17 protein-coding genes are annotated in these 15,361 nt (G+C 43.8%); 9 read left to right on the top strand and 8 right to left on the bottom strand.

Annotated elements, in window-relative coordinates; genetic code table 11:
* Window positions 1–97: 97 nt before the first annotated feature.
* On the bottom strand, window positions 98–1,339 hold the full coding sequence (locus tag EDD68_RS11430) for a SpoIID/LytB domain-containing protein (protein WP_243646850.1): 1,242 nt from the start codon (window positions 1,337–1,339) through the stop codon (window positions 98–100).
* 171 nt (window positions 1,340–1,510) lie between these two features.
* Between EDD68_RS11430 and EDD68_RS11425 the strand changes: the two genes are divergently transcribed.
* The 6 genes from EDD68_RS11425 (at window position 1,511) to EDD68_RS11400 (ending at window position 6,860) form a co-directional block, all read left to right on the top strand.
* Window positions 1,511–2,245, top strand: coding sequence for a glycerophosphodiester phosphodiesterase (locus EDD68_RS11425; protein WP_132372419.1), 735 nt, complete (start codon window positions 1,511–1,513; stop codon window positions 2,243–2,245).
* The gene (locus tag EDD68_RS11420) at window positions 2,235–3,455 is read left to right on the top strand and encodes an MFS transporter (RefSeq protein ID WP_132372418.1); all 1,221 of its coding nucleotides are present in this window, start codon (window positions 2,235–2,237) and stop codon (window positions 3,453–3,455) included. The genes EDD68_RS11425 and EDD68_RS11420 overlap by 11 nt, the downstream gene beginning before the upstream one ends.
* Before the next feature lie 260 nt (window positions 3,456–3,715).
* Entirely contained in the window at window positions 3,716–4,402 is a 687-nt protein-coding gene (locus EDD68_RS11415) for an HAD family hydrolase (RefSeq protein WP_132372417.1), read from the top strand.
* A 118-nt stretch (window positions 4,403–4,520) separates the two neighbouring features.
* Window positions 4,521–5,495 carry an ABC transporter ATP-binding protein gene (locus EDD68_RS11410; RefSeq protein ID WP_132372416.1) on the top strand — a complete coding sequence of 325 codons (975 nt, stop codon included), beginning with the start codon at window positions 4,521–4,523 and terminating at the stop codon, window positions 5,493–5,495.
* Entirely contained in the window at window positions 5,470–6,246 is a 777-nt protein-coding gene (locus EDD68_RS11405) for an ABC transporter permease (RefSeq protein ID WP_132372415.1), read from the top strand. The genes EDD68_RS11410 and EDD68_RS11405 overlap by 26 nt, the downstream gene beginning before the upstream one ends.
* Before the next feature lie 128 nt (window positions 6,247–6,374).
* A complete protein-coding gene (locus EDD68_RS11400; protein ID WP_132372414.1) occupies window positions 6,375–6,860 on the top strand; it encodes a hypothetical protein in 486 nt (161 codons plus the stop codon).
* Window positions 6,861–6,978: 118 nt separating this feature from the next.
* Here EDD68_RS11400 and mreBH read toward each other — a convergent pair whose 3' ends face one another.
* Both mreBH and EDD68_RS11390 read right to left on the bottom strand, forming a co-directional pair.
* The gene (gene mreBH, locus EDD68_RS11395; RefSeq protein WP_132372413.1) at window positions 6,979–7,986 is read right to left on the bottom strand and encodes a rod-share determining protein MreBH; all 1,008 of its coding nucleotides are present in this window, start codon (window positions 7,984–7,986) and stop codon (window positions 6,979–6,981) included.
* A 133-nt stretch (window positions 7,987–8,119) separates the two neighbouring features.
* Window positions 8,120–8,251, bottom strand: coding sequence for a DUF2639 domain-containing protein (locus EDD68_RS11390; RefSeq protein ID WP_132372412.1), 132 nt, complete (start codon window positions 8,249–8,251; stop codon window positions 8,120–8,122).
* A 158-nt stretch (window positions 8,252–8,409) separates the two neighbouring features.
* Here EDD68_RS11390 and EDD68_RS11385 point away from each other — a divergent pair, with 158 nt between their 5' ends.
* Window positions 8,410–9,144, top strand: coding sequence for a YkgJ family cysteine cluster protein (locus EDD68_RS11385; RefSeq protein ID WP_132372411.1), 735 nt, complete (start codon window positions 8,410–8,412; stop codon window positions 9,142–9,144).
* A gap of 117 nt (window positions 9,145–9,261) precedes the next feature.
* Here EDD68_RS11385 and EDD68_RS11380 read toward each other — a convergent pair whose 3' ends face one another.
* The 4 genes from EDD68_RS11380 to kynU are packed head-to-tail and all read right to left on the bottom strand — an operon-like array spanning window position 9,262 to window position 13,380.
* The gene (locus tag EDD68_RS11380; RefSeq protein ID WP_132372410.1) at window positions 9,262–10,602 is read right to left on the bottom strand and encodes a sodium-dependent transporter; all 1,341 of its coding nucleotides are present in this window, start codon (window positions 10,600–10,602) and stop codon (window positions 9,262–9,264) included.
* A gap of 29 nt (window positions 10,603–10,631) precedes the next feature.
* Window positions 10,632–11,474, bottom strand: coding sequence for a tryptophan 2,3-dioxygenase (kynA, locus tag EDD68_RS11375; protein WP_132372409.1), 843 nt, complete (start codon window positions 11,472–11,474; stop codon window positions 10,632–10,634).
* Between the two features lie 2 nt (window positions 11,475–11,476).
* The gene (kynB, locus tag EDD68_RS11370) at window positions 11,477–12,112 is read right to left on the bottom strand and encodes an arylformamidase (RefSeq protein WP_132372408.1); all 636 of its coding nucleotides are present in this window, start codon (window positions 12,110–12,112) and stop codon (window positions 11,477–11,479) included.
* On the bottom strand, window positions 12,109–13,380 hold the full coding sequence (kynU, locus tag EDD68_RS11365; protein WP_132372427.1) for a kynureninase: 1,272 nt from the start codon (window positions 13,378–13,380) through the stop codon (window positions 12,109–12,111). Before kynU ends, kynB begins: the two co-directional genes overlap by 4 nt.
* Before the next feature lie 154 nt (window positions 13,381–13,534).
* Between kynU and EDD68_RS11360 the strand changes: the two genes are divergently transcribed.
* Window positions 13,535–14,149, top strand: coding sequence for a TetR/AcrR family transcriptional regulator (locus EDD68_RS11360; RefSeq protein ID WP_132372407.1), 615 nt, complete (start codon window positions 13,535–13,537; stop codon window positions 14,147–14,149).
* A 54-nt stretch (window positions 14,150–14,203) separates the two neighbouring features.
* Here the strand turns inward: EDD68_RS11360 and EDD68_RS11355 are convergent, their stop codons facing one another.
* On the bottom strand, window positions 14,204–14,635 hold the full coding sequence (locus tag EDD68_RS11355; protein WP_132372406.1) for a DUF2935 domain-containing protein: 432 nt from the start codon (window positions 14,633–14,635) through the stop codon (window positions 14,204–14,206).
* 98 nt (window positions 14,636–14,733) lie between these two features.
* Here EDD68_RS11355 and EDD68_RS11350 point away from each other — a divergent pair, with 98 nt between their 5' ends.
* Window positions 14,734–15,255: an O-acetyl-ADP-ribose deacetylase gene (locus EDD68_RS11350; protein ID WP_132372405.1), complete on the top strand. Its 522-nt coding sequence runs from the start codon at window positions 14,734–14,736 to the stop codon at window positions 15,253–15,255.
* Window positions 15,256–15,361: the final 106 nt, after the last annotated feature.

The following is a 15,361-nucleotide window of genomic DNA, read 5'->3' as shown; positions in this document are numbered from 1 at the left end:
CTTCCTTTCTATTGGTTTTGGTTTGGGTTACTATTAACGATAGAGGAAGATTCTGCATTTTTCAATTTTCAACACACTTCATTGGGGAGAGCCAATTTTATGGTTTCAGCAGATCCTGCCTTTCGTTAATATTGGTAATCGATGTGCCGGGATAATAATAATCAATGATCTCCCGGTACGTTTTCCCCTCTTCAGCCATGCCATTGGCTCCCCACTGGCTCATGCCGACTCCATGTCCAAATCCTCTTCCTTTCATCACGTAAACGCCGTTTTCTTTTTCTAATGAATCAATTAAATAGCTTTTAAAAATGGTTCCGCCGATCATGGGACGGATATGGGACATCGGGACGTTTTTCAATGTTTTTTGTCCTAACAGAATCATTCCGTCAAACATTCGCTGCATGTATACGATGGATATGGATCCTTTAAGGGCTCTTCCGGACTCATTGCGTTCACTCGACATGGTAAACCGGGGAATGGACAGAATTTTAATGTCGCCGAACACTCCCTTCCTTTTAAGCCAGCGTTTCATATTGGAAGTGATCTTTTCATCCTTCTCCTGCAGCTGATCCCAGATATTTTCTACATCCCAGTTGATATCCTCAATATTGATCTGGGTTTGATGAAGAGTAAATTCCCATGGCAGGACTGGATCATAGGGGTCTTTTTGAATAGGAAAATAGCGAAGAGCTTTACCGCCCCATACATTGGCGTTATTTTCCGTTATGCCCCCATTGCTCGCGGAATAAAATGCGCCAATCGGTCTGCCGTCATAGGTGATAATTTGGCCTTTTGTTTCTTCTACGGCCTGTTTTGTTTTTTCAAAATCTATATAACCGCCATATGCCTGAAATTGTACGGTATCATTCATCATCTGATCCTGGTTTAAATGGGTGATGGCATAGGTTCTGGCCGCAAGTGACTGGGCTTTTAATGTTTCCATTTCCCAGGATGGGTAGACTTCAAATGGCACGACACCTTTTAAATAGTCCTCCAGATATAGATGATTCACTGGACGGATATACTGCTGGTCCTCGATCGTAAACTCCATGGCACCCATGTACGGCCGGTCATTGATGAAGAGGAGGTGGTCTGAATCATACTCTTTTGGATAGAAGGCAAACGCCCCTTCAAAGGAAACAGTTTCACCATTTCCAGACAGAATAAACTTTCCCGACTCCACCGAAAGCTGATAGGTCACCCCTTTCTTTAACTGGAATGTCGGGCTTAATGATAAATAGTCCCCTTCTGCTTTCAAGGTCATGCTCGAAGAATTGCCAATATAATTTTTAAGCTTGACCGAAACGATTTGTTCCGCATGGGTTAGAACCGGAACCATCAGTAAAATGATGAATATAAACAAACCTGATATTTTTTTCATATGTTTTATTGTAATTGGGTAGGACTTTGATATACGTAATGATAGCAGGAAAAATATGCAAAATTTAAAAATAGTTCGCACTGGGTTAATGTTTTTCTGATAAAATAAAGAAAAAATAGGAGGAGTTTTATGGAGGCACTGATATTTGCCCACAGGGGTTCATCCAAAACACATCCTGAAAATACGATGCCTGCATTCCAGGCTGCTCTGGAATCAGGGGCAGACGGGATTGAACTGGATGTGCAGCTTACGAAAGATCATGTGCCGGTCGTCATCCATGATCTGACCGTAGATCGAACAACTGATGGTGAGGGTTTTGTGATGAACTATACATATAAAGATATTCAGTCACTGGACGCGGGTTCCTGGTTTGATTCAACATTTGAGGGGATAAGAATCCCCTCACTGGAAGAAGTGATGAAATGGATCAAGGGAACCCATTTAAAGCTGAACATCGAGTTAAAAAACGGCTATCCCCGTTTCCCGGAGCTTGAAGAAAAAGTGATTGCGTTGATACGCCAGTTTGAAATGGAAGAACGGGTGATTCTGTCTTCTTTTAATCATTACAGCCTTGTGGAAACAAAGCGCCTGGCGCCGGAACTGGAGACGGCTGTCTTATTTATGGAAGGGCTGTATGAACCCTGGGATTATGCTGAACATATCGGGGCCAGGGCTCTGCATCCATATTTGCCTGTGGCAGTTCCTGAACTGATTCAGGTTGCATCCAGCAAAAATATGCCTGTTCGGGTCTTCACCGTTAATGGGCCGGAACAAATGAAACAATTATTAAAGGCTGGCTGTTCCATTTTTACCGATGATCCTGAAACAGCCGTAAGTATAAGGAGGAACTGGCGTGACTCATAAACCTTTTTCTTATGGAAAGATTCTGGCTATTGGAAGCGGCTTTTTGGCTCTGACCCTTGTCTGGACCCTATACAATACATATATGCCCCTCATTCTCGGAGATTTTATGGAAAGCCGGTTTTTGCGGGGTGCCATTATGGGTCTGGATAACTTGCTCGCGGTTATTTTGATTCCCGTTATTGGAACATGGTCGGACAGGGTGAACACCCGATACGGGAAACGCCTGCCATTTATATTGCTCGGCATGCCCCTTGCCGCCTTATTTTTCATCTTGCTGCCTTTGTCTGCTGTGACCATCTGGATTTTGCTGATCATCGATATTTGTTTCTTGCTTTCCATGACCATTTACCGCGCACCTGTCATATCTTTAATGCCGGACCACACCCCTTCAGAAAAACGCTCCACGGCCAATGGGATCATCAACTTCATGGGGGGAATCGGCGCGCTTTCGGCGTTGTTTGCCCTTGCTCCACTGTATGACCTCTCGAGAAATTACCCATTTATCATCGGTGGAATCATGTTAGTGCTGACAACTGTGCTGCTTTATTTGGTCATTGACCGGAACCCTCCCTATGTGTCATCGGTAGAGGAAACGGAAGAAATGATGGCTGTAAAGGCGGTAAAGAGTACCGGAACTAAACAGTTAGTTTCCGACATCCGCGGACACCTATTGATTTTGCTGGCGATCTTTTTCTATTTTATTGGATACAGCGGAGTTGAAGCCCAGTTTAGTGTATACGCTACCGAAACGCTGGGGGTAACCGGAGGGGAAGCGGGGCTTGCGTTAGGTTTTTTCAGTCTATCCTTTGTACTATTTGCCCTACCTGCCGGGCTGATCGGCACGAAAATGGGCAAAAGCCCTGCGATGCTGGTCGGGTTAGTCATGCTGCCCCTCATCTTTATTTTTATTCCGCTGTTCGACTCTCTGACGACGGTGAAAGTGCTGCTGTTCGCAGGTGGCTTTGCCTGGGCCCTGATTAATGTTCAGGCGTATCCCCTCGTTGCAGACCTTGGGGGAAAAACGAAGATCGGTTTTTTTACAGGTCTTTATTATCTGTTCTCTAGTTTTTCATCCATAGTAGCACCTGCTCTTGTGGGACTCGGAATGGATCTTCTGGGGAACCGTTCCCTTTTCTATACAGCAGCGGTCAGTTTTGTCATTGCCTTTTTCCTGCTCAGGAGGGGAATTAAATCTTCGGGAAAGTTTTAGGATCGTGTTTAATCGTTTTTGTTTACTGTTGTCAGGTGTGATGTAAACATGTTACTGGCTATGAGGAATTTATTCTATCGGCTGCTTTAACGAATGAAAACCAGTTATGACTGAGAAGGTCATGACTGGTTTCATTATTTAGAGCATGATTGGTTTCAGAATTCTGACTGGGGCTTTTAATGGAAATGAAACCTTCCAGGCAATTGTTTCGTTCTTATTAATAATGTTTGAAAGTTCAGAATTATACAGGGGGTGGTCGAATGATTGATACGGTTATTTTTGATTTGGATGGTACCCTGACCGATCATGAACAGACTGAACAAGAAGCATTGACAGCCTTTTTCGATCAAATCGTGCCAGCAACAAAAGAATTTTCCAATGAAGAACTAATGAACCTGTGGGAACAGGAATCAGACCGGCTGCTTCAGGACTATTTTAAAGGAAGGATTACGCTGGAGCGGAGGAGGATCTTGCGTATGCAGGCGATTTTTCGTGAAATGGGGAAAACCCTATCTGAACAGGAAGCTTATCATAATCACCAACAATATGTGGATACCTATTTAGGAAATGTTGCGGTATTTCCGGATGTTTCAGACGTTTTGTCTTCCCTGAAAAAATACAAACTTGGAATCGTGTCCAATGGAGAATCTGATGTTCAGCGAAGCAAGTTAAAGGGTGCAAAGATTGACCACTTTTTTTCTGCTGTTGTGATATCAGGAGATTTGAATATTAGCAAGCCGGATCCTGCCATTTTTCAGGAATGTCTGGGGCAGCTTCGGACCCGGCCGGAACGCGCTATTTACGTGGGAGACCATCCTCAAAAAGATGTAGGCGGAGCGGTCAAAAGCGGGATGTATGGAGTGTTCATAGACCGTCATCAAAAACAAAGGAAAAACCCTATTCCAATATGGAGATTGTTCGGTCCCTTCAAGAATTGCCTGAATTGATTCAGAAGCTTTAAGGTGATCCGTCTCAGGTCTGAGCGGAAAACAAACGGTGGACCGTTTCAGAATGGATTTTATCCAGGTAAGATGAAATTAAAAGTCATGGAAGAGGTGGGATATGATGGGATCCATGATAGAGGTGAAAAGCGTTAAGAAAGCTTACAAAAAACGAAAGACAAAGGAACGAATAACAGCTGTTAATCATGTTTCTTTTACGGTAAACAGGGGAGAAATACTGGGACTGCTTGGACCAAATGGCGCCGGAAAGACAACAACGATCAAAATGATTTGCGGCCTCCTGGTTCCTGATGAAGGTACTGTTGTGATTAATGGATACGACATTAAAAAGGAGCGCCTAAAAGCGCTGCGGCATATTAGTGCTGTTCTGGAAGGAAACCGGAATCTCTACTGGCGTCTCACCGTACGGGAAAATCTGGAGTATTTTGCCGGAAACCGTGGGTTTGGTCGCAAGGACATTCATTCCAAAATAGAAGAGCTTCTTTCCCTATTTCGTCTCAAGAAAAAAGAACATGAGCTGGTTAATAATCTATCCCGGGGAATGCAGCAAAAGCTGGCCATTGCTGTGGCCATGATGGCAGATACGGACATTATTTTGCTGGATGAGCCCACTCTCGGGCTGGATGTAGAGACAGGCTATGAAGTCAGGGAATTGCTCAGATACATAACGGACAAAGAAGGGAAAACCATTATCATAAGCACCCATGACATGCCAGTTGTTCAAGACCTCTGTAAACGTACCGTCATCATCAACGAAGGAAAAGTCGTAACCGATGAACAGGTAGATAATCTGATCAAACTGTTCGAGACGAGAGCCTATTCTATTAAACTGAGAAGCCCGTTAAGTGACAACCAGCTGCAATTGCTGCAGGAAAAGATACCGATGCACGACTATCACGACCATATGCTGGAAGTCACCCTTGAGCAGGATGACGATATTTATATTTTAATGGATATTTTGCGGGACAAACATACTAAAATCGAAAAGATGGACCGGACCACCGTTGATTTTGAACAGGTATTTATGACTCTGTTAAAGGGAGAAGGATACAATGAAAAAGTTCTTTCATCTCATTAAAGCGAATATAAAAAAGGAATACATTGAAATGAAACGCTACTGGCCTAATACGTTAAGCATGGTTCTGACGATTTATTTTATATTCCTGGCCATGTTTTTAGGCATCCAGTTTGTTGGTGATCCCAATCAGGCAGATACGAATATTCAATATGTCATCGTCAACTACATCTTCTGGTATCTGACGTTGATTACGCTTCAAGGTCCCGGATTCACTATAACGTTAGAAGCTACCAGAGGAACACTGGAGCAGTTATATATGTCACCGATGGGAGTCTGGAAAATCTTTTTATCCCGGCAGATAGGAACGGTTATTATCCATTTCTTTATCATCGTTGTTCTTCTTTTCGCATCCATGCTGATGACCAATCAATGGCTGAATATCAGTCCCCTGGCCACATTGCCAATCTTTCTATTCACGATTATAGGAATGATTGGGGTCAGCTTCATTATTGCCGGTCTTGCCATCATCGTGAAGCAAATCCAGGCATTTTTGCAAATTATGCAGTTTATCCTGATGGCGCTGACGTTTATTCCGCTTTCAGTCGCTCCATTTTTAGCTTATGCCCCATTTGTAAAGGGAATTGATATGATCCGTCAAATTATGATCCATAACATGACATTAGCTGATTTCACCTGGCTGGACTATGCACTGCTGATTGCCAGTGCTGCGTTTTACTTTGCTATTGGCATTTTCACGTATTTGCGATGTGAAAAAATCGCCATGGAAAAAGGGCTGCTCGGTCAATATTAAGTTGTTGTCAGAAAAAAATTCCCTGTCTTTTTTCAAAAGTTTTTACAAAAGGAATCCAACGATATGGACTGTCTACGAAAAATATTCGATGGGTTGATCGAGGTAAATGAACAGAAAGGGCAGTAGCAATGAAACGGTTTCTTTTCGGTAATCTCGTTGTTTTGGCAGCGGTTATGTTATTCATCAGCGGATGTTCAGATGATGAAGGGGATAGTCAATCCCAGAACGCCGATCCTGACCAGTCAGAAGAACAATCTGGTGAAGGAAGTTCTTCAGGTGGGGATCAGAATCAGAAAGGGGACCCGGACAGTGATGAGGACAAATCAGCCGATCCGGATGAACCAGTTTCAAATAACGATGGCAACTCTCCCAGTGGTAAATCTGGCCAGCAGGATGAAGAGCCGTCCAATGGCAGGGGAGAAGACAGCAATCCTGGCAGTGAAGGATCAAATATTACAACAGAGGATGCTGTGAAACTGGTACAGGAGCATCTTCAGATCGAAAATAATACGGAAATAAACATCGAATTTGATCGCATGGATCAAAATGATTATATGATTCATGTATATGAAATCGTAGAAAGTACGGCGGGACTACACATACCGCTACTATAGGCTGGTTTATTGTTGACTCCCGTACAGGAGAAGTGCAAAACGATATGGGTAATAAAAAAAGCAGCTGATCACTCTGGATCAGTTGCTTTTTTTGTATTCGAAGAAATATGAAGAATAGCTACCTGGCGGCTTTTTGAAGTTTATGAATAAATTTCAATGATTTTCCTGTGCCGATCGCAACAGATTCCAGCGGGTTGGGAGCCAAATGAACAGGGACAGAAAGTTCATCGGATAACCACTCCTGCATCCCTTTTAATAATGCTCCTCCTCCAGTTAAGGTAACCCCATATTCAACGATGTCCCCGCTCAGCTCAGGTGGGCAATGTTCCAGGGTTGACCGAATCGCTTCCAGAATTTGTTGTAATTTATCTGCGAGTGCCTTTTGAATTTCATAGGAGGATAGGGTGACCGTTTTCGGAAGACCGGTGACCATATCCCTTCCCCTTACATCCATTGTTAGCTCATCATGATCAATGAGAGCATGGCCGATCTCCATTTTAACGAGTTCAGCAGTCCGGTCACCAATAAGGATATTATATTTTTGGCGAATCGTTTGAATAATGGCCTGATCCATATGATCCCCTGCCACACGGACTGATCGAGAGCTGACTACTCCACCAAAAGAAATAATGGCCACTTCACTCGTTCCGCCGCCAATATCCACTACCACATTGGAAATGGGCTCGTCTATTGGAAGTCCGGCACCAATTGCTGCTGCAAGAGGTTCTTCTATTAAATGAACCTGCTTGGCTCCATATTCCTTCACGGCATTTTCAATGGCACGCCGCTCAACAGAGGTGGAACCAGTAGGTGTACAAATGACTACAATGGGTTTGCGCAGGGAGTGACCGACTCTGGCACTGACTTTTTTTAACATGGCCTTTAACATTTTTGTAGTGATTTCATAATCCGCAATAACTCCATCTTTTAAGGGTCTTACGGGTACAATATGCTTCGGAGTTCTTCCAATCATCCGCTTAGCTTCTTCGCCTACAGCCAACACATCTTTTGTATTTATATCAATAGCAGCTACAGATGGTTCATTAAACACAATTCCTTTATTTTTACTGTAAATGAGCAAATTTGCAGTACCGAGGTCGATGCCTATTTCTGGTGATGAAAACATATGCTTTTTCCTCCATTTTGTCGAAATTTACTCTTATATTTATTCTCTTTATTGTAGCAGTTTATGGGGGAGGATGCGGATAGTATTATATACCAAAAAAAGAACAGGGAGGATTCTCCCTGTTACCGTTACGTTATTTTTTCTTTTGTGCCAGAAGATTGGCAAGAATAGGCTTTTTGTACCTTTCCAGCTTCCGCCCTCCATAATAGCGCACGCCCAGCTTTTTTAACTCATTTACATACCAGCCTTTGCTTCCCACGTGCATAAAAGACACCCTTTCATGAATAGATTTGGAGGCTGGTGGGCATTGTCACGTCTGAAAAAGAGAACACAAAAGGGGGGGTGAAAAATTCAGCATCTTTTGCTTTTCATGCCCTGCCTCCTTTACAATAAAACTATGATCACAAAGAAGGAGAATGAATGATGGACCGCTATCTATCCTATGTAGAGATGGGGAAGCGTGTACAGAAATTACACGAACATTATGAAATCGATTCGGATTCTTTTTACGAAATAGCTGATCACGTTTTAAAGAAGGGGGTCCCTTCTGCCGAAAAAATTATGCTTGCTTTTCAGCAATTATTACAAAAAGTAAATGATGAAATCAGCCAGATGGAGAAGGTTATGGATGTCAAACCGAGCTGTCAGATGGGCTGTGCCTTTTGCTGTTACTTCCCGATTATTATTAACCGCATGGAAGGAAAACTGATACAGCAGGCAATTGAGAGGATGGATGAAGAGCGGAAAAACCAATTGCTAAAGCATCTAAAGAACTATTTCGGCCAGTATGGTAAGAAACTGAAAGAGCTGACATCCCTCGATTTTGAAAACGACGAACGCTTTAAACAAAAATATATTGCCAGACAGGTTCCGTGCCCGCTGCTGGACCCGGTCACGAATACATGCCTGGCTTATGAAGTACGTCCCATACCGTGCCGGACCTATCTCAATTACACTCATCCATCCGTTTGCAGTGAAAATTTCATGCCGAAAGAGACGATCAGCTACGAGTTTTTATATGATGACTATATGGGAGCGCTGAATGAACTGATCCAGCAGATGTATGAAGAAGGGGATACAGCTTTTATTGATTATCCTGAGGATGCATTTGCCTATGATTATTTGCCGGTTTGGCTGGAACAATGGGTGGGCAGATGAGATTTATTCAGAAACCCTTAAAAATGATAACGTCCAGGGGAAACCTGGACGTTATGGGTTGGCATTTTTTCTGACTTCATGGACTATTGAATAAACTCTCAAAATCAAAAAAACCATTTATCCTGTTATCAAATTGATAAATACAATGATAATTCCCATCGGTACGATCCATTGCATCAGCCATCTCCATCCAGCATATAATGCAGGAGATGCGGCAGTAGCAGTCATGAATTCCTGTTCCACCAGCTTCTTGTCCATCCTGTGTACGATAAATAATGCAATCAGTAAACATCCGACCGGCAGAAGAATGTTACTGACCAGAAAATCGGTAGCATCAAAGACATTTTTTCCGAAGATCTGAAAGTCCTTCAGTATACTGAAGGATAAGGCTGCCGGTATTCCAGCCAGGAAGACGATGAGTCCTGTAACCAGAGAAATGGATTTCCTTGCTTCCCGCTTCTTTTCTGTAAAGGCAGAAATCATAATCTCAAACAGACTGAATGAGCTGGTTAATGTGGCAAATAAAAACAGCAATAAGAACAGGCTTAAAAAGAGTTCGCCCAGCGGCATCTGGGAAAAGACTGTCGGAAGCACGATGAACAATAACCCGGGCCCCTCTGTCGGTTCTAATCCAAAGGAGAATACGGCAGGAAAAATAGCAAGTCCGGCCAGCATGGATACAAATATGTTCATGATGGCTACCCAGCCTGCTGATGAAGGAAGGCTCACATCCCGCTCGAGATAAGAACTGTACGTCACCAATACAGAAAACCCTACTGCCAGGGCAAAGAACGACTGGCCGAGGGCATACAGAATGCTTTCCCCGGTTATATTTTCAAAGCTCGGTGTCAGGAAAAACCGGACTCCTTCCATTGCCCCTTCTAATGTCAAAGCGCGGATGACGATAATGATAAAAAAGATAAATAACAGAGGCATCATGTATTTATTTGCTTTTTCAATTCCGTTTTGTATGCCAAATGAGAGCACGACGACGTTAATCAGAATGAAAAGGGCAAGTCCCAGCAAAGTCACAGCAGGGCTTGATGTAATTGTTCCAAAAAGTTCCGGATAATTTGCGCTCCCGCTGATGATCATGCCTGGAATTGACATGGCTGTATAAATGAGAACCCAGCCGCCTGCTACGGAGTAAAAGGATAACAGCAAAAAGCTTCCGATTAAACCCAGGCGTCCAACCCATGGCCAAAGGGAATCAGGTGCCAACTTTGCATAAGCACTGATCGCTTCTTTACCGGCTCCTCGTCCGATCACGAATTCGGAAACTAGCATCGGCAGTCCAATGAACAGTGTAAAGGCGATGAAAACCAGGAAAAATGCTCCCCCACCATTCATACCTGTAACATAAGGAAATTTCCAGATTGCCCCCAGTCCGATGGCCGCACCGGCTGAAGACAGGATAAACCCTAATTTAGAAGACCATTGTTCTTTTCTCCCATCCATCGTTTCAGCTCCTTTGCATTGAAATAGGTTCATAATTTTGTGCGTATGTTCCACAGTTCAGGGAAGAAGCAGTGGTCAAGCACTTTCTTAAGGTAGCCTACACCTGATGATCCCCCTGTCCCCATTTTGTGGCCAATAATCCGTTCCACCGTTTTCATATGGCGGAAGCGCCACTGCTGGATCCAGTCTTCAATGTCGATCAGCTTTTCAGCGAGCTGATACAGATTCCAGTACGTTTCAACATCTTTGTAAACGGCGAGCCAGGCCTCTTCAACAGAAGGATCGCTCTGGTAAGGTTTCGAGTAATCCCGGTGTAAAAGTTCAGGGTTAATATCGAACCCTGCTTTTGCCAGCTGTTTAATGGCGGTATCATATAGACTCGGTGCTTTGTAGGCTTCTTTTAATTCCTTTAATAGTTTCGGATCTTTTTCATAGATTTTTAGGATGTAATCTGATTTATAGCCCAGGGAAAATTCGATCATCCGGTATTGATAGGACTGAAAACCGGAAGCCTGTCCTAGTTTGTCACGGAATTCCATATATTCAGATGGCGTGAGGGTGGACAAAACATCCCAGGCATAAATGATCTGTGACTGAATTTTCGACACGCGGGCCAGCATTTTAAAAGCCGGATCAAGCTCATCCTGTTCGATATGGTCGATGGCTGCACGGATCTCATGTAAAATCAGTTTCATCCATAGTTCACTGACCTGATGAATGGTAATAAACAGCATTTCATCATGATGGTCAGACAGCCGATGCTGACTGGACAAGATTTTGTCCAGCTGCAAATAATCCCCATAGGTCATATTATTTTTAAAATCTGTGTGAACACCTTGTTCCTTTTCCATTTCCGATAGATGTTTGCTCATGTTTATCCCTCCAAATCAATTGGTTTAACGATGGCACGGACAGGACTGCCGTCTGCTCCCCGGATTGGGAGGGGCAAAGCGATTAATTCGTAATCCCCAGGCCCCAGGTGATCAAGAACCAGATTTTCTAAAATGGCAATTCCGTGCCGGTTTAAAGCATGGTGTGCGGCCATTTCTTTGCTGTCCAGGGGGTCCACCGAAGGCACGTCAACTCCCACCAGGTGGATGCCATGTTCCTGTAAAAAAGGAGCGAGATCCGGCACCAGGGACGGGATTTCCTCTGGAAAACGATCCGGATCTGGATGTGCCGATGTTCGAAGCAAGATGTGATCCGCACCAAGAAAATCCACATCTTTAAGCTCATTTGCTCCAATCCTTTTGCAATGGGAAACATCGATGAGCCTGGCTTTTCCAATGAATTGATTAATATCGAGTTCATCGATGGATGCCCCCTCAGGATCAAAGTGAAGCGGTGCATCCACGTGGGTCCCTGTATGCAGGCTGGTCGTGATTCTTCCAATATTGACCGAACCTGTCTGTTCTTTTGAGAATGAAATCTCATAGGAAAAAGGGGTGTCCCCCGGCCAGTGGGCGATTCCATGATGAAGGGGCTGAGATATGTCAATCCATTTCGTCATGCCACGACACCCCGTTTGTTTTCATATTTTTTATAGGTTTCATGTTTCATAATATCTTTTAAAATCTGAACAGTGCGATAGACATCCTCAAAGGTATTGTAAAGGGCAACAGGTGCCAGACGGATGCCCTTTGGAGCTCTAAAATCCGGAACGACATTTGCGTCTTTGAGGGCTTTACAGATCCGTGCTGCTTCATCATGTTCCAGATAAATATGACCGCCACGCTGATGATCTTCCATTGGATTGCCATACGTAAAGTTATATTCCATCAGTTCCTGATCAATTACATCCATCATAAATTGGGTGAGTTTCAGCGATTTTTTCCGGATGTTTTCAATTCCGGCCTCTTTGAATAATTCAAGGGAACCGATTAATGGCGCAGCACTTAAAATATGCGGGGTTCCGATCTGGAAAGCGCCCGCATTCTCTGCCGGTGTGAGGGTATGTTCCATATCGAACTGCTTTTCTTTATGGGAGCTGAACCATCCAGCCAGTCCCGGTGTTTGTCCAAAATGTTTTTCATTGACATAAAGGGCGGCTACACTTCCCGGTCCAGCATTTAAGTGTTTGTAGTTGCACCAGAAAGCAAAGTCCACATCCCACTCATCGAGGGAATGGGGGATGGCACCAATGGAATGACATAAGTCGAAACCGATCATGATGTTTCGCTTATGGGCTTCTGCTGTTAGGCGTTTCATGTCCAGGATTTGACCGCTCCGGTAAAGCACGCTCGGCAGTACAATCAGGGCTACATCATCGGTCATCTGTGCAATGATATCCTCTTCATGGAGGGTATGTCCATCCCGGCTTCTGACCCGAATCAGATGTTCAGCAGGATCATAGCCTTTCAGCTTGATCTGACTTTGGAGGGCGTAAATATCCGATGGAAAATTTAATTCATCGGCTAAAATTTTTGTTTTGCTGTCCCGTGGTTCGTAAAAGGTTGCGGCCAGCTGATGCAAGTTCACGGTTGTGGAACCGCTAACAACTACTTCATCTGGTTTCGCACCTACAAGCTCAGCCATCTGATTCCCAAGGCTTTCAGACAGATAAAACCAGGGATGTTCCCCTGTCGTCCATCCGTCAATTCCAAAGTTTTTCCAGGATTCCAGCATGTCCAAAAGGGATTGTTCCGCACGTTTTGACAAAAGTCCCAGGGAGTTTCCGTCAAGATAAATGACGTCATCCCGAACGTAAAACTCATTACGGAACTTATACAATGGATCTTCTCTGTCCAATTGACGGGCATCATCCAGTGTTAAAGTCATAAGCTTCACTCCAGGTTCGAAATTTTCTGTAATTTACAATGACTTTATCATATTATGATATTGACACTATGTCAATGATATGATGTCAATGAGAAGAAAAATTTTGAATTTTTGATTATAATAGATGGTAAGAGAGATAGCAAGGAGGAGTTAAATGAGACAGGATGATCAGCTGTTATCCCCCAGACAAAAACAGGCCAGGCAGACAAGAAAAGAACTGCTCGAAGCGGGCCTCGACGTTTTTTTAGAAAATGGATTTCAGAAGTCGACCATATCCCAGATTATAAAAAAAGCCAATAAGGGGTATGGTACAGCATACGTCTACTTCCAAAATAAAGATGAGCTGTTGATCGAACTGATGGAGCATGTGATGAATCGTTTTTATGATGTGGCTGAACTTCCCTTCCAACCCGAAACGAAGCAAGAGGCTTATGAACGGATTGAGCACCAGGTTCGCCTGTTTTTAAAGCTTGCCGTTCAGGAACGAGAAATGTTGAAAGTAATGAAGGAGGCTATCGGCCTTTCAGAAGCGGTAAAAGAAAAATGGGTTGAAATCCGTGAAAGGTTCATCAGGAGAATCACGGAAGATATAACGTATTCCCAGCATAAAGGACTGGCAAAATCCGCCCTTGATGCAGCGTATATTGCCAGGGCCTGGTTCTACGCCAATGAAATGTTCATGTGGGATCTGGTAGAAAATGAGGATCTGTCACTGGATCATGCAGCCCATCATTTAACTATGTTATATACCGGGGGATTGTATGAATGATACATGCTATCGCTGTGGAGACAGAAAAAAACCCCATGTTTCCAGGGGATCTCGTCAGGTCTGCTGATGGGCCAACAACACCTGAGAAATGCCGACAAAGTATTCCGATTCCCGAATGATATGGTCAAGCACGACTTTTGCCGTTGGGTTGTTTTGAACAGCACTGCTCTCGGTTTTGATTTGCTGACATAACTTGATAAATGCGAGGCTCTGTCTCAGGCAGAAATCGACGAGGTGCAGCACGTTGGAATAAAGCTCCTGAGGAATATACCCCGGGGATCGAATGACGGATTCGATGTATCGTACAATCTGCTGGTGGGTCCTGGACAGTGCGTCTTCCCATTCCAAAAGGGCTTCTACATATTCCTGTTCCAGGTTGCTGACCAGTTCACGTATGACGACGGTATGTTCTTCTTCCTGATGCTTCCAGAACTCAGCTTCATCCAGAATGCGCAAAGGCATCTGGTGTCCATAATAAAATTGCAAGATGATTCCTCCATTTCGTATCTTTTTAACATGATATGAGCATGATTTGATTAACATGCCTGATTATAATACGAATTGATTGAAAAGGGGGCACGAATATGACAGCTATTGACGTGATCAAAGGGGATATTTCTAGAATTGAGGTAGATGCCATTGTCAATGCCGCTAATGAACAGCTGGCTGGAGGAGGCGGGGTAGACGGAGCCATTCACCGGGCCGGCGGGCCAGCCATTATGGAGGAATGCCGGCAGATCGGCGGCTGTCCAACCGGTGAAGCCGTAATGACAACAGCCGGAAATCTTCCCGCCAAAAAAGTCATTCACACCGTCGGACCGATCTGGAGAGGAGGAAATCAGAACGAAGCCAGGCTGTTAGCCAGCTGTTATAGACAATCCATGGAGCTCGCCGTGAAACAAAACCTCTATACCATTGCTTTTCCGAACATCAGCACAGGTGTTTATGGTTATCCAAAAGAAGAAGCGGCGGGCGTGGCTATAAAAACAGTCCGGGAATTTATTAAGAAAAAGAAAGGACTTGAAAAGGTGATGTTTGTTTGTTTCGATGAGGAAAATTATCGGCTGTATAAAAAGGTTATAAAAGAATGGAAACAGACAGAATGAAAAAGCAGTTTGTCACCGGGAAACCATTGTTATTGGTTTTTAAGGGGATGAGCATCACTCGCAATCAGTGTCTGGACGGAGATATATACACCAAAAAGACAAGAAA

It is taken from the genome of Melghiribacillus thermohalophilus (assembly GCF_004342905.1).
GTDB classification, from domain to species: Bacteria; Bacillota; Bacilli; order Bacillales; family Alkalibacillaceae; genus Melghiribacillus; species Melghiribacillus thermohalophilus.
This window is presented reverse-complemented; position numbering and strand designations above follow the sequence as displayed.